General features: G+C 34.1%; 34 protein-coding genes. 6 read left to right on the top strand and 28 right to left on the bottom strand.

The genetic code is table 11. The annotated features are described in order from the left end of the window. Positions 1–136 precede the first annotated feature (136 nt). Positions 137–259: a DUF3983 domain-containing protein gene (locus tag F8162_RS19780; RefSeq protein WP_140159536.1), complete on the bottom strand. Its 123-nt coding sequence runs from the start codon at positions 257–259 to the stop codon at positions 137–139. Between the two features lie 152 nt (positions 260–411). Beyond that, positions 412–600 (bottom strand): hypothetical protein, encoded by a 189-nt coding sequence (locus F8162_RS19775; RefSeq protein ID WP_061684659.1) that lies wholly within the window; start codon positions 598–600, stop codon positions 412–414. Positions 601–746: 146 nt separating this feature from the next. Here F8162_RS19775 and F8162_RS19770 point away from each other — a divergent pair, with 146 nt between their 5' ends. Next, positions 747–1,532, top strand: coding sequence for a sulfotransferase family 2 domain-containing protein (locus tag F8162_RS19770; protein ID WP_151631023.1), 786 nt, complete (start codon positions 747–749; stop codon positions 1,530–1,532). A gap of 127 nt (positions 1,533–1,659) precedes the next feature. Here the strand turns inward: F8162_RS19770 and F8162_RS19765 are convergent, their stop codons facing one another. The 12 genes from F8162_RS19765 to F8162_RS19720 all read right to left on the bottom strand — a co-directional run bounded on the left by F8162_RS19765 (position 1,660) and on the right by F8162_RS19720 (position 8,203). Then, entirely contained in the window at positions 1,660–2,106 is a 447-nt protein-coding gene (locus F8162_RS19765; protein ID WP_225990168.1) for a dUTP diphosphatase, read from the bottom strand. A gap of 154 nt (positions 2,107–2,260) precedes the next feature. Next, positions 2,261–2,737, bottom strand: a complete 477-nt coding sequence (locus F8162_RS19760) for a hypothetical protein (protein WP_151631024.1) — start codon at positions 2,735–2,737, stop codon at positions 2,261–2,263. Continuing rightward, positions 2,734–3,480 (bottom strand): sigma-70 family RNA polymerase sigma factor, encoded by a 747-nt coding sequence (locus F8162_RS19755; RefSeq protein WP_151631025.1) that lies wholly within the window; start codon positions 3,478–3,480, stop codon positions 2,734–2,736. The genes F8162_RS19760 and F8162_RS19755 overlap by 4 nt, the downstream gene beginning before the upstream one ends. After that, positions 3,473–3,706, bottom strand: a complete 234-nt coding sequence (locus F8162_RS19750) for a hypothetical protein (RefSeq protein ID WP_151631026.1) — start codon at positions 3,704–3,706, stop codon at positions 3,473–3,475. The genes F8162_RS19755 and F8162_RS19750 overlap by 8 nt, the downstream gene beginning before the upstream one ends. Positions 3,707–3,724: 18 nt before the next feature. After that, positions 3,725–4,627: an ATP-binding protein gene (locus F8162_RS19745; protein ID WP_413226538.1), complete on the bottom strand. Its 903-nt coding sequence runs from the start codon at positions 4,625–4,627 to the stop codon at positions 3,725–3,727. 24 nt (positions 4,628–4,651) lie between these two features. Beyond that, positions 4,652–5,596 (bottom strand): conserved phage C-terminal domain-containing protein, encoded by a 945-nt coding sequence (locus tag F8162_RS19740; protein ID WP_151631027.1) that lies wholly within the window; start codon positions 5,594–5,596, stop codon positions 4,652–4,654. A gap of 128 nt (positions 5,597–5,724) precedes the next feature. Further along, positions 5,725–6,375: a hypothetical protein gene (locus tag F8162_RS19735; protein ID WP_151631028.1), complete on the bottom strand. Its 651-nt coding sequence runs from the start codon at positions 6,373–6,375 to the stop codon at positions 5,725–5,727. Positions 6,376–6,381: 6 nt separating this feature from the next. Continuing rightward, positions 6,382–6,759 (bottom strand): hypothetical protein, encoded by a 378-nt coding sequence (locus F8162_RS19730; RefSeq protein ID WP_225990164.1) that lies wholly within the window; start codon positions 6,757–6,759, stop codon positions 6,382–6,384. A 27-nt stretch (positions 6,760–6,786) separates the two neighbouring features. Further along, positions 6,787–7,533, bottom strand: coding sequence for an ORF6C domain-containing protein (locus F8162_RS19725; RefSeq protein WP_151631029.1), 747 nt, complete (start codon positions 7,531–7,533; stop codon positions 6,787–6,789). 11 nt (positions 7,534–7,544) lie between these two features. Beyond that, on the bottom strand, positions 7,545–7,706 hold the full coding sequence (locus F8162_RS28815) for a DUF6906 family protein (protein ID WP_172855684.1): 162 nt from the start codon (positions 7,704–7,706) through the stop codon (positions 7,545–7,547). 71 nt (positions 7,707–7,777) lie between these two features. Further along, on the bottom strand, positions 7,778–7,936 hold the full coding sequence (locus F8162_RS28810; protein ID WP_192797640.1) for a hypothetical protein: 159 nt from the start codon (positions 7,934–7,936) through the stop codon (positions 7,778–7,780). A 39-nt stretch (positions 7,937–7,975) separates the two neighbouring features. Next, positions 7,976–8,203 carry a helix-turn-helix domain-containing protein gene (locus tag F8162_RS19720; protein ID WP_042513028.1) on the bottom strand — a complete coding sequence of 76 codons (228 nt, stop codon included), beginning with the start codon at positions 8,201–8,203 and terminating at the stop codon, positions 7,976–7,978. 168 nt (positions 8,204–8,371) lie between these two features. Here F8162_RS19720 and F8162_RS19715 point away from each other — a divergent pair, with 168 nt between their 5' ends. After that, positions 8,372–8,719, top strand: a complete 348-nt coding sequence (locus F8162_RS19715) for a helix-turn-helix domain-containing protein (protein ID WP_225989174.1) — start codon at positions 8,372–8,374, stop codon at positions 8,717–8,719. A 10-nt stretch (positions 8,720–8,729) separates the two neighbouring features. Here F8162_RS19715 and F8162_RS29270 read toward each other — a convergent pair whose 3' ends face one another. From F8162_RS29270 to F8162_RS19695, 5 genes are all read right to left on the bottom strand, one after another. Continuing rightward, complete coding sequence (locus tag F8162_RS29270; RefSeq protein ID WP_264158322.1) at positions 8,730–8,861, bottom strand: hypothetical protein; 132 nt, start codon at positions 8,859–8,861, stop codon at positions 8,730–8,732. A 181-nt stretch (positions 8,862–9,042) separates the two neighbouring features. Further along, positions 9,043–10,302 carry an AimR family lysis-lysogeny pheromone receptor gene (locus F8162_RS19710; protein ID WP_225990163.1) on the bottom strand — a complete coding sequence of 420 codons (1,260 nt, stop codon included), beginning with the start codon at positions 10,300–10,302 and terminating at the stop codon, positions 9,043–9,045. A gap of 219 nt (positions 10,303–10,521) precedes the next feature. Then, positions 10,522–11,976, bottom strand: a complete 1,455-nt coding sequence (locus F8162_RS19705; protein WP_151630992.1) for a recombinase family protein — start codon at positions 11,974–11,976, stop codon at positions 10,522–10,524. A 66-nt stretch (positions 11,977–12,042) separates the two neighbouring features. Further along, on the bottom strand, positions 12,043–12,906 hold the full coding sequence (locus F8162_RS19700) for a helix-turn-helix domain-containing protein (protein WP_151630993.1): 864 nt from the start codon (positions 12,904–12,906) through the stop codon (positions 12,043–12,045). Between the two features lie 15 nt (positions 12,907–12,921). Then, positions 12,922–13,041 (bottom strand): DUF3961 domain-containing protein, encoded by a 120-nt coding sequence (locus F8162_RS19695; RefSeq protein ID WP_142337077.1) that lies wholly within the window; start codon positions 13,039–13,041, stop codon positions 12,922–12,924. Between the two features lie 163 nt (positions 13,042–13,204). Between F8162_RS19695 and F8162_RS19690 the strand changes: the two genes are divergently transcribed. Continuing rightward, positions 13,205–13,441, top strand: a complete 237-nt coding sequence (locus tag F8162_RS19690) for a helix-turn-helix domain-containing protein (RefSeq protein WP_151630994.1) — start codon at positions 13,205–13,207, stop codon at positions 13,439–13,441. Between the two features lie 32 nt (positions 13,442–13,473). On the opposite strand, the gene F8162_RS19685 is transcribed toward F8162_RS19690, so the two are convergent. From F8162_RS19685 to F8162_RS19670, 4 genes are all read right to left on the bottom strand, one after another. Next, positions 13,474–14,091, bottom strand: coding sequence for a replication-relaxation family protein (locus tag F8162_RS19685; protein WP_151630995.1), 618 nt, complete (start codon positions 14,089–14,091; stop codon positions 13,474–13,476). Further along, positions 14,033–15,214, bottom strand: a complete 1,182-nt coding sequence (locus F8162_RS19680; protein ID WP_151630996.1) for an FtsK/SpoIIIE domain-containing protein — start codon at positions 15,212–15,214, stop codon at positions 14,033–14,035. The genes F8162_RS19685 and F8162_RS19680 overlap by 59 nt, the downstream gene beginning before the upstream one ends. A 117-nt stretch (positions 15,215–15,331) precedes the next feature. After that, positions 15,332–15,514, bottom strand: coding sequence for a hypothetical protein (locus F8162_RS19675; protein WP_001982935.1), 183 nt, complete (start codon positions 15,512–15,514; stop codon positions 15,332–15,334). After that, positions 15,511–15,819, bottom strand: coding sequence for a hypothetical protein (locus F8162_RS19670; RefSeq protein ID WP_061402499.1), 309 nt, complete (start codon positions 15,817–15,819; stop codon positions 15,511–15,513). The genes F8162_RS19675 and F8162_RS19670 overlap by 4 nt, the downstream gene beginning before the upstream one ends. Before the next feature lie 159 nt (positions 15,820–15,978). Between F8162_RS19670 and F8162_RS19665 the strand changes: the two genes are divergently transcribed. From F8162_RS19665 to F8162_RS19655, 3 genes are all read left to right on the top strand, one after another. Continuing rightward, complete coding sequence (locus tag F8162_RS19665; RefSeq protein WP_151630997.1) at positions 15,979–16,176, top strand: helix-turn-helix transcriptional regulator; 198 nt, start codon at positions 15,979–15,981, stop codon at positions 16,174–16,176. A gap of 4 nt (positions 16,177–16,180) precedes the next feature. Beyond that, the gene (locus F8162_RS19660) at positions 16,181–16,765 is read left to right on the top strand and encodes a type IV secretory system conjugative DNA transfer family protein (RefSeq protein WP_151630998.1); all 585 of its coding nucleotides are present in this window, start codon (positions 16,181–16,183) and stop codon (positions 16,763–16,765) included. A 67-nt stretch (positions 16,766–16,832) separates the two neighbouring features. Further along, a complete protein-coding gene (locus F8162_RS19655) occupies positions 16,833–17,162 on the top strand; it encodes a hypothetical protein (protein WP_151630999.1) in 330 nt (109 codons plus the stop codon). Between the two features lie 38 nt (positions 17,163–17,200). Here F8162_RS19655 and F8162_RS19650 read toward each other — a convergent pair whose 3' ends face one another. From F8162_RS19650 to F8162_RS19630, 5 genes are all read right to left on the bottom strand, one after another. Beyond that, a complete protein-coding gene (locus F8162_RS19650) occupies positions 17,201–18,256 on the bottom strand; it encodes an N-acetylmuramoyl-L-alanine amidase (RefSeq protein WP_151631000.1) in 1,056 nt (351 codons plus the stop codon). Further along, positions 18,253–18,492 carry a holin gene (locus F8162_RS19645; RefSeq protein ID WP_151631001.1) on the bottom strand — a complete coding sequence of 80 codons (240 nt, stop codon included), beginning with the start codon at positions 18,490–18,492 and terminating at the stop codon, positions 18,253–18,255. The genes F8162_RS19650 and F8162_RS19645 overlap by 4 nt, the downstream gene beginning before the upstream one ends. Beyond that, a complete protein-coding gene (locus F8162_RS19640; RefSeq protein ID WP_000398745.1) occupies positions 18,492–18,728 on the bottom strand; it encodes a hemolysin XhlA family protein in 237 nt (78 codons plus the stop codon). Before F8162_RS19640 ends, F8162_RS19645 begins: the two co-directional genes overlap by 1 nt. 38 nt (positions 18,729–18,766) lie before the next feature. Then, entirely contained in the window at positions 18,767–22,900 is a 4,134-nt protein-coding gene (locus tag F8162_RS19635) for a phage tail spike protein (RefSeq protein WP_151631002.1), read from the bottom strand. Further along, a partial coding sequence (locus F8162_RS19630) for a phage distal tail protein (protein WP_151869340.1) occupies positions 22,897–24,096 on the bottom strand: 1,200 nt, incomplete at its 5' end. The genes F8162_RS19630 and F8162_RS19635, both read right to left, overlap by 4 nt.

The following is a 24,096-nucleotide window of genomic DNA, read 5'->3' as shown; positions in this document are numbered from 1 at the left end:
ACCACATTTCTGATTGTGGATAGGTGTCAAAATGTCTCGCTGTTTATTCCTACAACTTGTACATATGTTTTGCTATAATGGATTTACATTGCCATCTGGAAAAGTGACTTGTCCCCAACGAGTTGCTTTTCCTTTTTTATTTTATGATTCCTGATTTTACAAAAATATTTCTCCAAGCTGCAGCAGTCCGTTCTTTATCAATTTCCTTTTGACGATTCAAAAATGCTCTTTTAACGTGTTTTTTCTTCCAAGTTCTCATTTTTATACTTCCTTCCTTAATAAATTCATTCTATTTTCTGTACAACGCGTATAACAGGCTTGTACGACCGAATAAGAGTTTTTTCACTAATAAGGTCTTATGATATTCAGAAAGTTGTTGTCACCTCAAAATGAGTAATCTGAGAAGCTGTTTCACTCGAACTTTTGTTCTTCATTAATATTTATCTCACTAACTTCATTTATGATGACCCCTCTGTCTACTAAATCATCCTCGGTTCTTTTTAAACGTTTAATCGTATCAATAACTTTTTCCTTTGACTCTGCTTCAACGACTGCCTCATATACCTTTAATTCTGTGAAAGTCACATTAAATGTTTTCATTCTTTCGCCTCCCTTTCGTTTTAAAATAATGATTTGATTTCAAAATTATATTTTTTTAAACTATCTATTTTCTCTTCTCTTGTTCATATACCAAGCTCTTTATTCATAAACTAAAAATAATTGACATAACTGAATGGAGGCTAACTATGTCTATTTCAAATATTATTAATTATGGACGCGTTCCCCACTTCAATCCTAACTTCCCTTTGATTTTATTTTGGAGTCAAAAAAGTGGTTGTACCTCCCTTGCACATTGGTTTTTTTATCAAATTAATTTATTTAAACCGGCCATAAAATATAATTCTTTCATTCATCATTACGAAAATGATATATACAAAAACTCCTCGGACTACTTTATTGAACTTGCTGCGGCTTTATATACAAAGAAAAAAGATACTTATAAACTAGTTAGAAATCCATATACAAGAGCTGTAAGTTCATTCTTTTCACTCATCGCTCCCCCTTACATAGAAAACCCTGCATGGAAGCCCATTCGAAGTTTTTATTATGGTAATGATAATTGTAATAAGCCTATTTCATTTAAAATCTTTCTCTATTACTTAAAAGCGCAAATGACAGATTTAGAACAAGTAGATCCACATTTAATGCAGCAATATGTACCAGGCGAAGAGGAGTTTGTTACAAAGTATATCTACCTTGAAAATTTCTCTACTGAAATTGTGTGCTTAGAACAAACATATCAATTAAAAACTTCTCCTTTACACATACTTACCAAATCATGGCATCATCAGAAAGACAGGGCGATTTTTAGAGGTAATTTTGCAGATGCTGATATTACCGCCCCTTTATTTCCACGCCTTCCAACATACGATAGTTTTTATGATCATGAAACTATCCAATTGGTACAAGATATTTTTAATAAAGATTTCAGCACGTACAACTACCCATTAACTCCTTTAAAAAATAAGTGATTTTCTAATTACAGTTTCATATATTATAGAGAGACTTAAATTCACCTATTTAAGTTTCCTCATAAAACTCTCGTAGTAAGTTGGGACACTGGAAGCAGTGTCTTTTTTTAATAAAATTCAAATTGTATTAGTATCCATTACTTTGACGTTCATGATTAACCTTGTTTTTCTCAATGTATTCGTATTCAATTTCTTCTAATGAAAAGCCTAATAATTCCCCTAAACCAAGATAATGGGCTAATAGAACATCTGCCCTAAATGCTGTTGGTTCTTCTTTTAATCGCATCGATAGATGGTACAATTCGAAAAACTGCTCTGTAACTGTCTCGCAACGCATAGAAGCAGGAAAGTTGATTTCTGTTTTCAAATCTATGCAAAGTCCAATTGCAAAGTGTAATCCGTCAACGTATTCTTCTAAAAGTGGATTTTTATAGACTTCTACTTTACAACCATCATCTAATACTTTGATTTTCCCTGTGGGTATGCTAGTTCTAGGTTTACGATCATTGCTCCAAAACTTAAATACCCGCCATTCCTTCATGCATTCGCCTAGTTCATCTAAAAACGCTAGTATTCTAAATTCGAATACTTCTTCTCTAGAAAGATTTTTTCGACTCTAAAACCCTTTTATCCAAAACGTTCTCCATTGCAAATAGTTTTTTTATATCCACTGAGAACACTCCCTTTTTAATCGATGACTGGGTAAAACGCCCTTCCACTTTCTTTCGTTAAAAAAATGCAAGTTGTCCATCTGGCCGCTGCAATAACTTAACCTCGTCTTTAGCTTTTTCTTCTAATTGGTGGCTTTGGACCGGTACAAAATCGGTAAACCAATGTAATGGAAAACAACCACAAAATTTCTTGCGCTCCCGATCATGCCAAAAGTAGCAATGCTTCCCTCTCGGCTGTACGATGTAATCTTTAAGTGGTTTATCTTTATATCCCTTTTTTCGCCAAATCAACTGAGCTCTATAGAATAAGCTTGTATTCAACTTAGGCAGATTGGGTTGAGGTTCTGGTGTCCATACTTCCTTTTCCGTGATTTGAAACCTTTCAGCTGGATAGCAACCGAAATGCGCCCCTTTACGATTAAATTTGCTTACATAATAATGATTCGGTTTAGTCGGAAATAAAAAGTATTCTACTTTCTCCTTTAGCAAATCTGAGTGATCTACAGCAATACAAACGCCGTTTGTAACGCTCAATCTTGAAGACCTCCTTCTTTACCAAATTGAGCAGCTCTTTGATTAATCTTTGCTAATATACGGCTAATTTGCACCTGACTGTATCCCATTTGATTTGCAATATTTTGCTGCGTCATACTTTGTAAATGCATATCTAAAACAATGTATTCTTTAGGAGCTAATGCAGCTTTAAATTCTCTTATTACGACTCGATTAATGGTGGTTTCTTCAATGTCTTCCACTTTAGTATCTTCTAGCATTTTTTCTAATGTCACATCCTCATTAGATCCAGATGCATATACTACCTTATTGAGAGAATCTGTACTTGGCTGATACTTTAGGGCCATATTTACTAAAGTTACTGGCTCGTTTAAAACGTCCGCTATCTCTTCTGGATCCTTATCTGCTAACTGTTGATTTAAAATTTTTCCTTTTACGCTATATACGCTTCTTTGCACTTTCACTTTCTGGTTGTCTCGAATTGCTCTTCCTATTTCCCCCATAATTTTAGGAACAGCATATGTTGAAAATGCACATCCAAATTCAGGATTAAAATTATCTCTTGCTTTTATCAAACCAATCATTCCAAACTGAGTTAAATCTTCAATATCTAAATTTGTATCATGTTCTATGCTGGTCTTTTTTTTCGCATATCTTTTCCACACGCAATGATGTACAAGCCTTTCATATTTCTCCATAAACTCATCATCTGACATTCCGCGAACATTAACTATTTCCTTAGCTTGTCCCTTTTCTTTAGACATTTTTGTTCTCTCCTTTATCAAACTTAGGAAAGTGCTTTTCTCTTAACTTATTTAACGCCGTTTTAAAGTCAGTATCAGACTGCAGCTTATTATCACTTAGCATTTCAAACAGATCATCCAAAAAGTTTTTTACCCTTTCATCTGTTTTAGATTTAATCAGCAGTTGTCTTAACAAAACGTCAAATTCTTCCATTAATTTATTATTTTGTCCCTTTACTTCTTTCATTTCTCCGCACCCCTTTTATTAGAATCCAATATCTAAATTTACAATTCGTTTATCGGTGGTTGTTTTAAAGACAATCGTTTCATCTTTTGTTACTCCATTTAGTAACCTGCTTGCTAGTTTCGGATCGTACTTTTGAAATAGCTGTTTGCTTGATAAATTCGATGTAGTAATCGTTGTTTTGTTCGCCCCTTGACGTCCATTAGCAACACCGTAAAGTATTTTATGAACAAAATCGCTCGCTTCTCCGTTTCGATTCATCGAACCACTTTCAGCCCCTAAATCATCGATTACAAGGAAATCTACATCCACCATTAAACTGATACAATAATCCATTGTGTATTTTGACTCTACATTTCTAAATGAGTGCTGTATTAATCGGATTAGCTTTTCGATTTCTACAAATAAGCAGCTTTTCATATTTTTAAAAGCATGTTCATCATTTAATCTCACACCGTCTGATATTATCCAATAGTGCTCAACTAATGCATACAGCATCGCATACGCTAAATGACTTTTTCCTACTCCTTGAATCCCTGCAATGTATACATTTAAAAACTCACCGTTTTTTATGCGTTCAAGAATTTTCATAGCTTTTTCTTTGTTTTCTTTCGTTTCTTTACAATCCGTGTTGTATGTAGACAATCTTGATTCTGTAATGGATTGGTTTTCAATGATACTGTGTTGAAAGAGCACATTTTTCTTCCGTTCTCTATTAATCTTTTTATAATGATTATTTGCTTGTTGAAATAAAACCGAATTTTGCTCTTCGACCATGCAGCGGGGACAATATACCGTCCCTGCATCATCAATCATTTTCCTAACTAATTTAACAACTACTTCCCCATGTTTATTAAAAGTGTGCTTATCGCATTGTTCATCTGCAAATTTTAACTTAGTGAGTTTTTCAAAAGAATCTTGCATCCTCTTCACATTTAGTACTCCTTTCTAAAACGGCATTTCCCCCCTAAATCCCGGTATAACAATCTGATCTCCATGTTGTTGATTGGACATGTTGACCGTTTCATTTAAGTAGTTGTCAAAATGTTTTTGTGAAAATAATGTGCTTGGTCTTAAAAACTGATCTAGTGGCTTTCCATCAAAACTTTTCTTACCAAGCCATTGTGAAGTTTTGTTATCGATGACTTTTTTAAAGTCCTCTAATTTATACCCCTCGTTCCATCTAGCGCGAATCAACTTTCTATGTCCTTCTGCTTTAAGATTGAAATTTTTATTTGCTTTTTCATTCAAGTAATCCAATATATCTTTATACGGTATTGGATTGGACTTTGCGTCTGATTTTAAAGACGCTTTGGATTTTATTTTTGTTTTTTCTTCTTCTGGTTCTTTTTCTTCTTCTTTTTGTTTTTGTTTTTCTTTTTCTTCTTGTTCTTCTTTTTGTTCTTCTTGTTCTTCTTTTTGTTCTTCTTCTTGGTCACGTATCGCTAACGTATCGTGGGACGTATCGTCAAAACCCGCATAAAGATTGATTTTTCTTTTTAAAGCTGCATGATCTGTATGTTCTAAAATGAATTTTATTAGAGATAAATCTTTCACTTTATCAATTTCTCTTTTAAGACAATCTTCAATTGGTTTCCCGCCTCTATTCAGGTTGTATTTGCCCCAATTTTTTATAGCAATTTCTCTTGTCAGTTTGTTATATTTAATTAATTTATGATGGTTTTCAAAACGTTCCAGTAGTGCTCTAGCAGACTCTATTGATAGTCCGATTTCAAAAGCTATCATCTTAGGTGTGATTTCATACACTCCCAATTGAGTTGTGTGAGGATTAGTCAAAAGGTACACCATAAACAATTTATCTTCTGGTGTCATATCTTCTGATACTTTTACGTCCGTCCAAAATTCTGTATGCACTTTCCTAAAAAGAGCCATAATAACACCCTTTCCATACATCAAACATGTATGTTATATTTCTAATAAGTATATTTTTATAAGTATTTTTATTTAGTAACTTGTTGGCGCAAGTTACTTTTTTTGTCTATAAACCTTCGTAATATTAATCATTGAACTGGCTTTAAATATCTTGGTCTAGGTTTCTGAACTTCTTGAGTTTCTCCAGTACGATTATTGATTAGCTCTTGTTTCCCTTTCTGTCCAGAATGCAGCGTATAAGTATCAAGTCCTACACTTCCAAAAAACTCTTCTGCTAAAGACTTTTCTCCTTCAATTCTTCTGATTCTGCTTATAACTGTCATTGAACTAACCGCAAAACATGTTATATCCCAATTGTCGTAATCGTATAGAAACTCTAAGATATTTTCCCCTATAAGAGTATCCATCCCGATTTCTTTAGCACGATTCATAGTAAAGAAATAATCTTTCTCTTCCCATTTGTCTCCGTCATAAGATTTTGTTATCGGAAACATATTTATAAATTCTCTTGGAGTTATCTTTTTCATCAATTCTTGTAAGTAGCCAATTAATTGCAGCTTGTCTTTTAAATAGTCATAATTTGATGTATCACTTTTTGCATATCTAATAAATCTCACACCCGTAAATATTGTTTTTTTGCATAAGTCTTGATTGAATGTACCTGTATTTTTTACCTTTTGTAGCAACTCACGTAGATTTTTAGAAAACATCCGATGATATATCTCTACATAATCTGGTTCTGATTTTTCGATCCCATCAACTACTTGTAAATTATCCATTAATTTTTACCCCTTTCTTTCCAATGCTGATTCGTCGTTATAAATACTCTTTATCACATCCGAATATGTGTTATAGTTCCGTAGTCTCATTAAAGAAAAATATGTGAGGGCCTCTTTAAATGCCATCCACCAATTAAGTTCGTATATGTTATAAAAAGTTTCTGCATCCATACGAATTGCATCTGAAAATAACGTAAGAGAATTCACTTTCTTTTTAGCTGCTAAAATTTGTAGCCTTTCCCATGTTTCTAAAGATTCTTTTCTCTCCTGATCTACCACCACTTGTAAAACTAACCACTCGAATCCATTAATCCCTTGCTTAAGTTTCTCTTCAATAATTTCTTGCTCCATTAGTAAGGCTGCGAACATCGGTTCAATTTCCATATGGTACCTCCTCGCTTTCAATTCTTATTACATTTCTGTAAAATCCATTTGCGCATTTATAAAAGATATTTCCTCACTTAATACAATTGGAAGTGTATATTCTTCAACTATTTTCACTGCTACATTTAAGTGACAACGCTTAATTGCTTTATGACTTTTCACTCCGAATTCACGGTATAGCTGGTTGTAGATATCACGATAAACTTTCCCTCTTAATCCGCGATCTCGATAGGCATTAGACTGTTTTCCACCTAGCAATACGACTCCTTGACGTTTTACAGCATTAGAAATTTCATCACATTCGATTGCGAATAACGGTGTATTATCTTTTAAGTCTTGTACATCTGACTTTATCTCTTCAATTGCTTGCTGCTGACCTTCTAATGCTTGGAATGTAAGTTTTAAAACATTCATTGGATCAGTAGGAAGCCGTTGTTGCTCTCGTGCATTGAAATAGGTTTCTTCTAAGTAATCGAATTGTTCCCACGCTTTGTCTGTATCTAGAATCTTGCAATGTCTATTTGCCCCTCGTTCTGTCCACAAATATAATTGATTTACGTTGTTTGGCACGAGCTGAATATTATTCAGGTCGCGTTTAAAAGACCGTAATTCTTCACCCTCTAAGAAAAAATAGTGTTTGCCTTCAACGAACTTTGATTTATGATTACTGAAATTTTTTTGCACATTATTAACATCCGTTTGATAGATGAATGCTAATTGCTTAGTCGTTAAAATCCTTTCATTATTAAACTCCAGTACTGTTAACTGATCCATCTTATTCCCTCCTAAACTAATAAACTTGGAATTGTTCGTTTTGTATTTGTATAGCGATGGACTAAGTGCATTTCTCCATCCGCTTTCTTGAAAACCAACCAATTATCAGGATTTAAGCTGTATGATTTAAGATGCATTTTTTCGCGCTTGGTCAACTTTTTGCCGTTTTTCACAAAAACACCACCTTTCAGGCTTGTCCATTTTATAAGCGACTTCATTGAATGTTCTCAATGAAGTTTAAACATTAGCTGGCTGCACTGTTTCGTTTAGTCCCTAATCCCTTTTTAACAACCTTAACTTCAACCCCATAAAACGACTCATATGCTTCTTTAAACACTTCTTCAATATTTTTTTCGCTATAAGTTTCCTTGATGATAAACCCTTTGTAATTAATTTCTGACATGGCCCTCTCACCCCTATATTCCCTCAGGGAATATTGTTGTTAAAAAAAATCGACTTGCTCTTCAAACAAATCAACTACATTCGCTTTTAATACATGTGCCATTCTCGATGCTAAGTTATATGATATTTTCTTTTTGTAATTATGATTATTAATTAGCTTGTAACAGTAGCTGCAGGATATTTCTAATTCATCAGCTAACTCTTGATACTTATATCCAGATTTTTGGAATGCTGCTTTTAATTTTGTTTCATCTTTAATCATTTTCATGTAGTAACTCCTTTCTGTATCTTTGTAAATCACCTTAACATTCCCTTAGGGAAAATTCAAGGCATATTTTTCCTCGTATATAATATTTTTCTTTGAAATAGCTCGGATTGATTTTCCCTTTAGGAAATATTATAATAATCCTAACAAACCACTTATGAGGTGATTATTGTGGAATTTAAAGATCGGTTACGTCAATTAAGAAGAGAAAGAAATTTAACGCAACATGAACTTGGACAAGCTATTGGTGTTACTGCAGGTAGTGTTTCTAAGTTTGAAACTGGATTTAAACCTGCATCTAGAGAAACTGTTGAACGTGCAGCTGACTTTCTAGGTGTACCTGTTGATTATCTCTTAGGGCGATCTGACTCTCGCGAATTAGATGCAGATATGAATGAAAAATACTTGAGTATAAAAAACCGTTTGGAACAACTACCTGAGGAACATCAAGAAATAGTCTTACAAAACATGCTAACAATGATGGAAAGTCTAGAAAAATTAAAGAGTACTTCAAAATAGTGATGTAGTGCTACTCATCGCTATTTTTTATTTTCTGTTCGATGTTAAATGCTGCTTCAATAAACTTATTATACTCAGACTCACTATTCGAGCATGAGTCTACACATTTTAAAAACGACTTTAAAATACTTTCTTTTTTCATTTCTATTCCCCCTCACCTGCTGTAATCCAATTATAACCTTTCCTCTAGGGAAATTTCAGAAAAGTATATTATTTTTCGCTTTTTAATTTTAGTTTACTACATAAAAAAAGGACTGAGATGTTCTCAATCCTTTTTTCATCAACCACCAGGTTTTATGGTTTCCTGCATATATGATATTTGCTCATTTTTCTTGTAGTTGTCTTGTGTCTGTTTTGTAAATCCGCTCGATACAGTGAATACTGTTAATGCAACTAAGATTGTAGCAATTAGTTTTTTCATCAGCAAACGCTCCCTCTCCTATATTCCCTTTAAAACCCACCATTGACTTGATTAGTTTTGAATTATCTCCTCTTTTGAGGATCTCTTTTGCAACCAAACTTGTAAAAAAATAATTTGATTGTAAAAGGAATTTTTGAAAGCATTCGTATATTCCGTATGGTGATGTAGAAACAACCCCTTTAAAATATACAAGAAAATCTTCTTCTGCACCATCGTACAAGGATTCTTGAAGTAATTGCAATGAAGAAGGTTCTGGGAACATTTGAAATTTTTTCAATAAGACATCTGAATCTTCAGGTAATATTTCACCTAAATATATCTTAGCAAAATCTAAGTTGTAACGCACCTCTTTTTCATAAGTTTTATCACCAACTTGTTTAAATAAAGAATAACTATCTTCAAAGTATTTCAGACTCTTTTCTTTGTCTTCTCCTAAATATGACATTCCTAATATATATAAAGCATCAGAAATTGTCTTTTTGCTAATATTAGCATCGATTATTACATTAGCGAATTGTCTAGCTAAATCCAGATGATTGTAATGTAAATACACAGGCGCGAATATCTCTGCTACTCTGTAAATATAACATTCTTTAATGTAAGATTTTCTGTCACTATCTATTGTCTTAACTTGCTGTTCGATTTCCTGAATTAGTTCTAACATTAAATTGTATTTCTTTAAGTGGAAATAATTATAGCATTTCATTATATCCACAAGAACATTTAATACTTTATCTTTGGGTTGCCCAATTCTTTTTAGTTCATCCATAATCTCTGTGCCATGAATCTCACCAATTATATATTTATATAAAATTCCATACACAGAAACATATTCACCAACTGTTCCTGCTTCACTTTTATGTTTTACAAGTAGCTTATGTAATAGCTCTACGTTTCTTGTTACGCATGCATATTCAAAACTCTGCTTTATCGCTTCAGTTGCATCTAAATCTAAACACCATTCAACCATCGTTTCTTCAGAAGTTTTATTTTTATCATTTAGTATATGTGATAATTTTACTAATTGACAGAATCCGATTGTACCTCTTTTTTTAAATTTAGACATATATTGTTTAGATACCCCTATTTTTAGGGCTACACTACTTAACGTTAAATCATCTCTATCCTCAATTATCCCCATAATTTTTTCATGAAATTTCAAGTGACTATCCCCCTTCATTTCGATAAGCGCCATAGCTCCCATTATATTTACAGAATATTTTACCATATTAATCAGAGCATGTGTTCTACATCCAAGATTCTCGTGTTGAGAAAGTTTTGTTTATTAAAAACATCCAATTTCCCGGAGCTTCGATTTGTATGTGTGTTGGTTATTGGTTACCGTAACAAATGTCACAGTAACTAATAACCAACTTTAAAACTATAAAGAAAATGTATATTCGATGTCGATATACTTATCCTTACTAAGTGTGATTTTCTTTATTAAAGTTTTAAAAACCTCATGCATATCTTCTTCTTCATCGAGCATTGAAAAAGCTTCTTTAATTTTCTTCTCTTCTTTATTTCTCTTATTTTGATCTGTTAATTTAAGTAATTCCAACTCTTGCTCTTTAATTTCATTCTCGAAATTAAGATCCCGCTTCGAAAACATTTCTTTATCGATTAATCCTTCTACGTATAAATCAATCAACTTCTCTTTTTTCACTTTTAACAACTTAATTTGCTTCTTAATTTCTGTAGATTTATCATTTCTTTTTTGATGCATTTTTGGATTGAAATGTATCTCTAGTTGTTTTTCTTGCTGCTTCAATCCATAGATAATCGCCTCTCTTATATCATCATAATGAACCGGGTCAAAGTTAACGCAGCGATTGAATCTAATATAATTACTGCATTTCATATATACCCACTCTTTTTTACTTCCTTTTGCGTATCTACCTGAATACTTAGCTGTAATTGGTTCACCACAATGTTTACAAAACATCATTCCTCTAAATTCATTTCTTGTATCTTGTTTTGTTTTCTTTTTACTTGCCCTATCTCTATTTACCGCATTCCATAATTCTTTTGATACAATTGCTGGATAATGGTCTTCTATAATTGTTAATCTCTCTTTCGGAGTGTAAACTCTTTTCTTCTTTCCATCTACTTTTACTGTTTTATAACTATTTAAGACCAAATTCCCTTTATACGTTTGGTTCTTTAAAACCTTCCCTACAGTTGTATGCGACCATAACTGGCCAAACTTCGTATATGTGCCTTTATCGTTTAGGATATTCGCTATTTTCTTAAATCCATAGCCTTTATAGGATAAATCAAAAATTTCCCTTACAACTTCGGCTTCCTTTTCATTGATAACGAGTTTCTTGTCAATTACATCGTATCCTAATCCCGGTTTTCCAATAAACTCGCCTCTTCTTGCTTTAGCTTGCATTGCAGCAGAAACAGATACAGATATAGTTTTAGGTAATTGTGCAGCAAACATGGCAAACATTTCGAATTTAATATCATTGCCACCTTCATATAAACTATCGTAATTTTCTTCAATTGTAACCAAACGTATCCCATGACCTATTAGAATTTCTTTAATTTCTAAGGCGTCCCTTAGATCCCTTGCTAAACGGTGTATAGATTTAAATACGACTGTATCTAATTCATTTCGTCTTGCTTTTTCTAATATCAGTTGCATCGCATGACGTTCTAGCCAAGCTGTACCAGAAATACCATCGTCAAAATATACTGCATTTGGATCCCACTCATATCCGTTTTTTTCTAACCAATATCGACAAATATCAATCTGATTTTCAACAGATGAAACTTGCTCATCTCTATCCGTTGAAACTCGTACATAAACAGCGTACTTCAAAATTTCCACCCACTTATTTACTAAGAATATGATAATTAAATTATATATACATTTTTCCCTGTGGGCAATTTTATATTATTCATTTAACCAATCAAACAATAATCCTCGACATTCTTTCCTTCTCTCGACTACAAATTTACTTTCAACAATTCTATAAAAATAACCTTCAAAAGTATTTTTAATTTTATTTGCTTTTTCCGCGAAAATAGTTTCTTTAAATGCTTGAATCGCTTGGTTTATCACTTGTTCAATAGGCTTGTCTATTTTTGAACGTTTATATGCCATTAATACTCGATGATACAGCTTATAAATTTTATCTGCCGATTTGAAGAATGGAGCTACCACATCTCTGAATTGGCTTGGTACATTTTCTGGTGTAAAAGTTTCATCTAAATCTGCTAATTTAATTTCTTTAGATTCCCTTGCTGACGTTTCTTTTACGTTTAATTCGTTTTTTAATTCTTCTAGAGGGTGTGATTCAGAAAGCTTAGTTTCCTTGTCCAATTTCGCATCGAAAACCTTTGATTCTGTAAGGTTTTCTTCGTCTTGTCGCTGTGACATTTTCGGTAGGACATTCGGTGTGACATTATATTTTTTTTGAAGGACATAGACGTTATGTCCATTCCCTCCACGCAATTTTCCTTCTGTTCGAATTGTTTTATGTCTAGATACTATTTCAAAATCCTCTAACACTTTTAATACCCTACGAACAGTTCGATCACTTATACTTAATGCCGCGGCAATAGTCCCTACCTTCAGAAAAGATACACCGGGAATCTTACAAGAGTGTCTTGCTAAAAATTTCAATACTTTTATCGCTGACTCGGATAACTCATGTGTATGTTTGTATAAAAAATAACATATCGCTTCATTCATCTCTTCTACTGATTGGAATGATTGTAATTCCTTGTATTGTGTATAATTTGCTGACTTAAGCATCTCCTTACCTCCCATTTATATAAGTACAATAATCATATTAATTACAATTAAAATCGTAGAAATTGTGTAGAAACCATAAAACCATACAAGATCTGATTTGCTTTCTAAACCAAAATAATCATTTAATCTTTGCATGTTCGTTCCTCCTTTTAAGTTCAACTATAAAAGTTCAACTATTTAAGTTGAATTATAACTCTCTAATTATTCAACGTCAATAGTTGAACGGAAAAAGTTTTACTATTTCCGTTTGTTGTTGTAAAATGGGTACAAGATAACCAGTGCTGCGGAGGAGAATAAAATGAAATTCACACTCGGAAATTCTTTAGATGAATTGGGGATCACGAAAAATAAGTTATCTACAGAATCCCAAGTAAGATACAATACAATTAGTGATCTGGTGAATGGTAAAGCTAATGCTGTTCGTTTTGATTCGCTTGAAGCTATCATCGATGCTTTAAATTCCATCGCTTCAGAAAAAGGAATCGATAAAATTTACACAATAGACGACGTAATACAATACATAAAAAAGAGCTAATCATTCGAAAATGATCAGCTCTTTTTTCATCATTAAGTAGTAGCGATTACATATACTTTTACAAACACATTATATTTATTTGCCAGTTCTTCTAATTTCTTTTCTCTATATTTTGTGATTGTAAAGAAATGAATAACTGGCACTTTCCCGTTATGCTTCTGTTTATAAATCTGCGTTAACTCTTCATATTTTTTTAACTTTTCATCGTTTACTATCATTTTCTGAGTACGATCTATTTCTACAGCATGAAGTATTCTGTCTTCATCGCGAAATTTCACATCTGGAATTATTTTTTTCTTTTTATCATCTTTTATATATTTAATTTCAGTTTCTACTTGCCAATCATCTGGACAATATAAATGTAACCAAGCTTCATTACGTAAAAGAGCGTGTGCAACTTTACCATGATGTACAACTTTCCCTTCACCGAACAACTTATGTCCTGACTGGTTTAAATAATATACATGCTCTTTATTGCAAACTACCTTACTTGTATAAATAGATAAGTCTTTCATGATTCGATTTGCATTTCTTATTCCACCCATTTCATGAATACTCATTAAATGCCTTCTCGTTGCAAACTGTAGCTTTCTAATCGTCGCAAGTATCGCCATTTGACGGTTGATTTGCATATGCGTTTGCATCCTCATGTTTCTCCACCTCATATCCTTTTAAATACTCCCACATCATCTCGTTACTAATGTAAGGGATTTGTATTTCTGTAAGTCTATCGGTTTTGAAAATCGCGCGTCCGGGAATGCTTTTTAGCGTTTCTAATCCCGCTTCATCTATAACAACACTTGAGGCCGTTTGAGTCGGTAATCTAAAGCCTAATTTCGCATCACTATTTTGTTTTACTTGGCGCGGTAATGTATCCCCTGTCGGGTATTGTGTACAAAAAATCAATCTAAAACCTAAAGCGCCACCTATGCGCGCTATATGAGAGAGCATTTGTTGACACGCTCCTAATAACCTTTGCTGTTCTTTTTTCATACTTTTATCTGGGCAAAGTTCAGCTCCTTCGTCTACTATGATAAAGTATCGCTCTTTGATATTTGTTTCTACAACATTCGTATAATGTCTACATTTCATATATTCCATTTTCTCTTCCATCTTCTTGAGAATATTAGTTAATATCATAAAAGCTTCTGCGGGCTTTTCAGCAATAGAAACTACCTGTTTTAAATTCTTATACGGCCCAAACTCCAAGCCACCTTTTAAATCAATAATGTATAAATTAATATGTTCTGGTTGTGCTAAAGTAAGAGAAGTAACTACATTTTTTAAAAATACCGTTTTACCCATCCGTGTCAGACCACCTAGTGTCATATGTGGTGTTTTATCAAAATCATGATAGATAAGTTTTTCTAAACTTTGGCCCATTGGAACACACCAGCTTCCTTCTGCAACCAAACCTTTAGACCATGACCATTTTTTCGGTATATCCCTATGAAACACACGAATATTTAGCTTGTAATTATCATAATCAATTCGGACAGGTTTACTTAGCCCTTCAGAGACAACATCCTCGACCTTCTGAATAATTTTACTCGGCATTCCTACAGGCAACCGATATATATATGTTGTACTTCGATCATCCTCTTTTTGTTCAAGAAAAACTGGATACTGTAATTTGTCCTCTCTACGTATCGCAATTCCGCTTACTTCAAAAAAAACTTGTATTTTCTTTCGATCACTCTCTCTTCCTTTGAGCCTTTCGCCAACTATGGCGAAAATTAAACCTGCGAATGGTACTGATAACAACTCCAGCATAAAATCACTCCTTATATCCCTCTTATAGAGGGTATATATCCCTGTTTCAAGGAATACGTGCATACAAGCTAAATTCCTTATGACATAAGGAATGAAAAGTTTCCACATCGTATTCCTTCATAGAAATAAAACGAGAACATAACGTAGAAGGTATAGAAACGAGCCTGTAAGTGTTGTGTACAAAGTGACACGTGGAAGCCAATGTGGAACACTTTTTCCCATTTTTTCTGCTGCCTTCATTGCAACTACTGACAACCCTGTTGCCGTCCAAATAATAATCGCTTCTCCAGCAAGAGTCATGCTTGTTCCTCCTCTTCCTTTTCACGAAATGTAATACCTTTTCTTGTAAGAACGACATCATAACAATCCATTAGAATTTCCCAGTTCAAAATATCTTCTTCCTCACCATATAAATCCTCTTCAACTACCTGTGATAAACTAAAATATCCTTTGTACTCTTTGTTATTAAAAACTTTATGATTTCTCATGTGATTTAAAATTGATTGAGTTTCTGTTCTTGATCTTGATTCATTGTACATATCTCTTAATTCTTTTGAAGGATGTAGATATGGAGTTGTGTTTAAATGATTATACTGCCAACGCATATAGAACTCTCCCTTCTTGTTGTCTCTTCTTCCTTGTAGTCTTCTAAGTGGAAGTAATATAGGTATATGAACTAGAAAACAAAAACTTGTTTGTCCAACAACAAAAAAATCAAAAGGTTTTTCAAAAAATTGATTGAATGTTTTAAAGGGAGGGATTTTATGGAGTGTAAATTAAAAATAATTTTATCCGATAGAATGATTAAACAATCTGCATTAGCAAAAAGAGCTGGCATAACAGATCAAACATTAAGTATGATAGTTAGAGGGAAAAGCGAACCGACACTACGAGTCGCTATGCGCATAGCAAAAGCTCTCGACATGAAAATTGAAGATATATGGAGTGAAGAAGAGGAGTGACCCCATGAACAAACCATCTTTTAAGACATTTAACACAATAATCGAAGGTTATTATCGCCCCGAAGAGGGACTAGTTGAAGTTGAAGATTTCATCAATAATTTTGAGGAAGAATCTTTATTTGTACTTGATTACAAGGGAATTATGTATCAAAAAACATCTGCTCAAAAATATAATCAAGACTTCGAAATACTATTACTTCCCTATACAGACTTACATTCAAATTCTAAACAAGATTTATTGCAATTATTAAAGCGTAAAACTGTTGTTTATTTCACGTATACAGACTATGATCAGCAACAAGAAGACTTCATTCCGGATATGGGAAGTCAAATTTTTTCATTTATGAATCATATGTTAAAAGGTGTACAGCAAAATAAAAAAGCAATTCCAGTACGCTTTATTTTGATGGATATTGAAGCAGTTGGCTTTATTCCTAAACTCCCGAAATTTATGGCTGGATGCAGAGGATTTAATGTAGGCACTTGCTTATTCATCGATGATAAAGAAACTCTCCTGTACGGATATAACAAAGAACAAGTAGATAAAATTTATTTAAACAGTACCGTTGTTTCAAAAGAGCTTACATAAGAAATGAAACTTCACTTCTCATATTATTTTAATTAGCACAGCTTATTTAATATATGGAGGGGATTTTGTGGAATTAAGAAAGACTACAGATGGAGAAACTTTCATTATAAAATTACAAGAAAAGAAAAGTTCTACAGGTAATCAATTAAAAAGATTTATATACTTCTCAATTGGTATATTAGGTCTGCTTGTTTCAGTAGCATTATTCTTTACTATCATCGGAATTTTACCTGCTATCGGATTAGCGTTTTTCTCAGTTATTTTCATGTATAAAGCACTGGGGAAACAACTTGTGAAATGTCCTAACTGTAGTAAAAAACAACCAGTTGTACATAAAGCTGAAGCTTTTATTTGTCATAGATGTAATAAACGTAGTCTGATTGAATGGAAACAGTAAAAAAGGAGGGATTCCCAATAAGTTGGGAATCCCTCTTTTCACTTCACATACACATAGGCTTCACTTGCTGTGATATAGTATGTTGTTCCTTTACTATTGTGCACTTTGTATTGTGGGGAACCATTTACCATTACCGTTGCGTCAATCGTAAAACCTAATCCTACATCTACAGTACCTGCAACATACTTATCTTCCCACGATGGAGCACTGTAAAATCTGAGATTATTCACTTTCGACACTACACGTTTTCCAGCAACTGAACTTACAGGTTCGTTCTTTTTAAATCGGATATACGATGGATTATATTTTACCCACTGATCCCAACCTAAATTTAGCCATCCGTCCTTTTCCCCCCAAACTTTATAAGCCTCTGGTTTATTTAATTGACTAATAACAGAATAGCTTGCATCTGGGCCTTTGCGTAGATTTACATTATACCCTTCAATATAAGCTACACCTTCTACATTGGCTGTTGGTTTTTCCGCTGGTTTAGAAGGTTGTTCAGGAATAGAAATATCCGAGTTATTATAAGCACGTTTTACATCTGCTCGGAATTGAGCTTCAGATATACCATATTTTTTTAAATAATCCAGTGGATCAGTGTGAGTTGTTCCACCAAGATATTTCCTTACGTCATCATGTGTCCATAATCCTTTTTCTACTGAAAGTCCACGATCACGTAAAATTTTCGCTAGTAATTTTACATACTTGTCATAGCTTCGCTTAAACTTGCTATAATCTGAAGTCTCACAAAGTTCAACATGTACAAAACGTGCGTTAGCAGCTGGCCCAGCGCCATACGCAATATAACGTGTATCTGCAATTTGAATGACTTCATCCCAATCAACTGCATAATGTACAAATGCATTTCTCCAAGTACGTGTTTCATAACGTTGGATATTGATTGCTGGAGCTTCTGGAGTCGCTGTACTATGTGCAACTACACCTTCATACGCTCCTACTCCATTTCTATATCCTTGCTTCGGTAAATCAGGAATGATTAATATTCTGTCAGCAAAAGCACTTGTTGTAATAGATAACGCTAGAATAACTGTAAGAACTATAGAAGAAATGTGTTTTAATGTCTTTTTCATTTTACATCAGCATCCTTTTTCATAATTTTTGTGTGGTCAAACAGTCCACTTGCTGACAGTCCAATGATGATCCCTTGAAATACATTTGATTTTATGTCCCCGCCCAAAAATAAAACGCCTAGCACAATGCCAAGCGTTAAATTCAATAACGGAACATATTTTGTTTGTAACCCCATTGTTTTTACAATCTGTGAAAACCCAATAACAACACCAATTATTACAGCAAAACTAACCATTACATACCACCCCCTTTCATTAAGAAAGTGAGAATACCACCAATAATTCCACCAACTATAAGTCGTAAAATCCAGGTAGTATTGGCGCTGATTTTATCTAACTGCTTGTTGATATTAATAATGTCTTTTTCGTTACCTGTTGTTCGTATTTCTAAGCTTTTCACTTCTAATCTTATTTCTTTAATTTCTTGCTTGATTTCTTGAACATCACTTCTTACTTCTTGTAACCCTTCCACCTTAACCACCCCTTTTTAGACAATAAAAAAAGACCAGCTTATGGCTGCTCTGGTTTCTTATTTATTAATTTTTGTAGTAATAACTCTTCTAATCGGGCTATCCGATCTTCTTGACTAGCTACTTGTAATTTTAGATTTGCTATTTCTACTTTCTGTTCTTGTACTGTTGTATTAACTTCCTGTAAATGTAATTTTAGATTTGTTATTTCTACCTTCTGTTCCTGTACTGTTGCATCAACTTCTTGTAAACCTTTAATTCCAATGGATGCGTATGAATACAAGTGAATTCCTTTCCCGCTTTCATCCACAAACATTTCATCACATTCATCTACGATTAAACCGTAGTATGTTTTAATATCTTCTGTTGTCAACGGTGGATCATTAGGACTTCTCTCTTCTCTCATCCGGTAAAGTTCGTTTACCGCATTCTTATAATTAAATTGTCTAATTTTAAGACTTCTAATTTTTTCTAAGGCGGAAAAAGAAATATCACGGATATTAGATTTATACTCCCGTAGTGAAGGGGTCATAAAATTCCCTTGAACAGCACCCCAGCCATTTTGAGTAACAGAGGATTTCAGTTGGATAACTCCTGTATATCCCGCTGCACGGCTATTACGTATAGTTACATTAGGTAATCTTAAATCAGATTCTGTACTATTATCTTCAACGACTAATGATGTTTGATATAGACCCGGTTTTCCTCTTCTAAAATACCAACGCCCACTCCCAGCATAAAAAACATGGTAATCATTAGCATATAGAACACTTAATCCGATTCTTTGTAACTCCCAATACACAGACTTTTGAACTGAGCCATCAACTATACCATCACTAATACCAATGCTCGCATAAGCCCCTGACCATCCTGCACCTGCTTGAGACATAAACAAAGTGCCTTCTGGAGCATTAGTCTTTTCATCGGACCCTAAGATAAAAGTCGGTTGTACTGCGCCATCTGATCTTCTGTAGTGCCCCAGAAACGCTCTAGCAACTCCTCTTTCATAGAGACGTATAAATTGGTCATCTAAGCTAACGTAGTTATCCGTATTTGATGTTCTAATTTGGCAACCGCTCAGCAATCCAGCTTTAATCCACTCAGCATTAACTTTACCAACTAAATCTATTCGTGCAGCATTTAACTTAATGTTTTCTTTACTCATATTGAATGCTGCAATTACATCATTTTCTTTTACAGATATACTAACGCCCTTTTCAGTTAACTGAAGACGAGTTTCCATATCTCTTACATAAGAGTCTTTTGCAAATTGTCCATCTGCTTGCGTTTTCGTATATACTTCTGTCTTTTTTGCTGCTGCATTAATCCCCTGTTCATTGATAGTAAAGCGGTTATCGATTAGAGTCATTTTTTGATTAAATTGTTCAGTTGCAAGCTTATTAGCTAATTCATCTAATAAATCTTGTTTATTCTGATTAACTGTTTGTTTCAACTCAGGAATCTTAAAACCAGCAACATAATCCTCTACTTGTTTAAGCTCAACTTTTGCCCCAATCGCTGTTGCTTGTTGTTCAAGTTTTGTATTCGCTTCAGTGAGCTTCTTTCCTTGATCGGACACTACATTATTTAAATTACTAACTGTGGAGGACAATCCGCTTGCTGTTTGTTCTACTGTAGTCATGCGTTTTTCGAATCCAGCTTGGCTGTTTTGAACATTTGTTACAGTAGTTTTTACGCCATCTACACTTTTTTCAATATCAGTTGTTTTCTGTTCGAACACTTGCAATGACACTTTATCATTATTAGATGTATTCCAATCAGTTGCGATTGATCCTTTTTCTACTTTTAAAGCGTTGACCCTAATCCACGCATAACCATTTGATCCTGTTAATTCACGCTTTGTTCTACCGCCAATAAGAATAAACACCTTGTCATCGTCCTTAGTGGCTGTAAACGTAAATTTAACTCTATAGTAGTTGTTGTTCTCTCTATCGCTTATTTTAGCAACGAGCGGAAATGACAGTATATTTATATCTGGTATCTTTTGATTTACTTTATCGGTATACATAATATAAGTGTAATCAAGTGTATGACCTAATTCACTAGTTGCCACATTCATTGAAACTGTGTATCTTTGGTCCTTCCTAACAGAAAAACTTCTTCCATTACATTGCACACCAAACGGGGTGTTATTCGGCACAGCTAACTGTTTGCCACCTTCTTGAGATTCAACTAATAAACAGCGCGGATAAGGTAACGCGTCTTTTAACCCACTTTGATCTAATACGCGTACAGAACCAATTGTACTCCATCGACTCCAACCACTAGCATCAATGAATTCCGTCCCATCAATTAAGTTAGTGGTACCGACTTCTAAACCGTCAACTTTACTATTAATTTGTTCCATTCGTTCTTTTGTACGTCCAGCTTCTTCTTTAATTTCAGTTGTTGTTTTAGTTAATTCACTTGTTGTTTGCTGTACATCAGATATTGTCTTTTTCGTACCTTCTACAGTTGATTCAACCGTATTTAATTTATTACTAATCTCACCATCTTTTTTAGTTAATGATTCGATAGAAGTTTTAAATCCATCTGAAGTTTGCTCTATTTGAGTCACTTTTTTATTAATATTACCTTGTTCGGTTTGCACATCAGAAATTGTGCGACTAACACCCTGTAAACTTCCCTTTACTTCGTTAAATTGTCCTGTCGCCTGATTCTGTGCCTCTTGAACCTTTTGATTCAACTCTGTTTTTGTAGATTGAATATCTTTATTAACCTGCTCAAGTGTTTCTTGTTTAACCGATTCAACATCGGGTACAACCGATTCCCACGCTGTACCTGTCCATATTTTTAAAATACCGGGCTTTCCATTACTAATATCACGCCAAAGCGTTTTAAAAGGTTTAAGACCTGTTGTTGGCGGATTCTTGGATTCTATAATTTCAACGGTATTATTTTTAATATTCTCTTGTACTTTTTCAGCAAGTGCTTTTGCTGCTTCTGACTCCTTCTTCGCATTACTAGCAGTTTCGTTAGCTTCGTTCACTAGTTTATCTAGCTGGTCTATCATTTCTTGTTTATTGCCAAGCGAACTAAGAATACGATTGTAAATTTTTCTTAATTCCTCATTTTGATTAACAATCTCACGATAATCTCCGAATTCATATTTATCTTGCGTTGGGTCTGTAAAAGATTCATCTCCAGCTATTACTCGCGCTTCAAGATATAATTCTGGTGTAAACCCTGTATCTTTAATTTTGATCGTGTCGCCTTCGTTAATTAATTCGTGTTCTAGGCCAAAAATACGACCAATCGATTGTGCTTCCACTTCATAAGAGATTGAGGAATTGACACGCTTTTTCAATTCTATTTCCATAAGCGTCAGTAAACGTTTTGGAGTCATGTCTAGTTCTTCTGTTTCTGGTGTATAAAAACCGAATTTATGTTGTCCGTGTTCATTCCATCTTTGAAACGCATCTGCATCTACGATATAGGGTAGACCTTTATTAATGCTTTCGATAGTGATTACTTTGTCACCTTCACCTTTTACAAATCCAACTAAAGCAGTGCAAATATTACGTGTATGTTCAATACGCGTAACACCGACTAAATCTTTTCCTAATTCTATTTCTTTGCCTGTATCATGCCCACGCTTTTGAATCATATCTACATACCAGCCGATGATTCTTGAACCTTTAATCTCAACACGATATCGAATTTCTAGTTTAAATAAAGATGCAATCTTCTTTAAAAAAGTGAGTGGATCCATATATTCATCGATGGTCATCGTATGAAATCCAGCATATTCAGTAATTCCACGTTGCCACTTCATACCTAAAAGTGCTAAATCAATAAACTCATTAACCGTCTTACTCTCTATCCGCTGTGGTTTTATAATCCCTGATTTAGCAATTTGAATCCAAGCTCCTGAAGCATATGTGGTAATAGATCGTTTATCGGAATTTTTTTCAGTCTCTGTAATAACATATGGTACGATTCTTCCATCACGAACTTCTTTTAAAACAAGATTCTGTTGTTGTAACGTAACTGCATGGTCTGTTCCATCAAAAGCGGTGAAATCCAACATGTCAACATTATTTTTAAGTTCCCAATGCCGTTTGTCATCCCAATAGTCCTCTGGCTGGATAGCTGCGACGATTTGATCCGTTTTAAAATCCACAACATGCAAAATTCCACTTGGGGTTCTCATCTATATCTCTCCCTATAACTGATTGTTGCGTTTACATCTGGCGGCATAATATCGATACGATTTTCACCACGTATTACGACAGGGAAATTACTAAAGATTTCTTTTATATTGATTGCATTCTTCCCGTTAATCGTGACAAGACTTTTCTCAGTATCGATAACAATTTTATCTCCAGTATCAAAGATATATGGTTGTGCATTAGATGGAACTTTGTTTACCTTCCAAATTTTCAAATCATCAATTTGTATTTCGTTAATAGGTTGATGATTATCCCACTTACAAATCGCAATCATAACTTGTGCAATTTTACGTTCTGTCATCGGATTTCCTGTTTCATCAATCCAACGTTCTACTAATGAAGCGCCATCTTTTTCTGTACCATCTATAAACTTAGCCACATATACAGACCACACCTTTCCCCGTCTAGCGATACGCAAACGCCCTCGGAATTGGTTAAATGTAGTGGAATAATACCCACTTGTATCAACTAATTTTCGAAAACTATTGGGTGTTCCGCTATTTCCAATTGTCATATGTGCCCTTGTAATTTCAGCAGTCGCATATAGATCATTCATATTGATGCGGGATACCACATTACTCGTCTCATCTAAAAGAAGAACTTCAACACGTCCCATTTCACCTATGTTTTTGGACTTTAAAGTCACCCATGCCTCCATTTCAAAGTCTTTTAATGGACCGCCCGGAATGTTTTTCTTAGCTATCGCACCGTAGAATCCTACCTCTTTTCCGTAATCTTCGCAATACAGTGCATAACCACCCCTCGATTTAAAACTACCTGTCCCTTTCATTTCCTCGAATTGTCCAGTGACAGGTGTCCATCCTATAGGAGTAGCCATTTCATCCCACATGACTCTTTCACGTTCTTGTACAGTGGTTTCTTCCACAGTCAGAGGGTAGCCTATTCTGAAATAATCACGATTATGCGGATACTCTCCAAACCATACATCTAAAAATGTACTTGGTTTTTTCACTGTCATTTCAATTAACGCTGGAGCTTCTACACTTCCTTTATTAGTAAAATAAGAAGTTGTTTCTGTAGACCACTCTTGCGTAAATTTGTGAGTATTGATTTCTCCTAATTTATATGGCATTGGACAAACAAAAGTAATAACCCCTCTACCTCTATTGACTATTTCGTCCAAATCGACAGAACCATCAATTAATGCTAAATAAGC

Source organism: Bacillus sp. CH140a_4T, from assembly GCF_008923725.1.
Classification (GTDB): domain Bacteria; phylum Bacillota; class Bacilli; order Bacillales; family Bacillaceae_G; genus Bacillus_A.
Note: the sequence above shows the minus strand (reverse complement) of the source record. Positions and strands in the feature narration are given on the sequence as shown.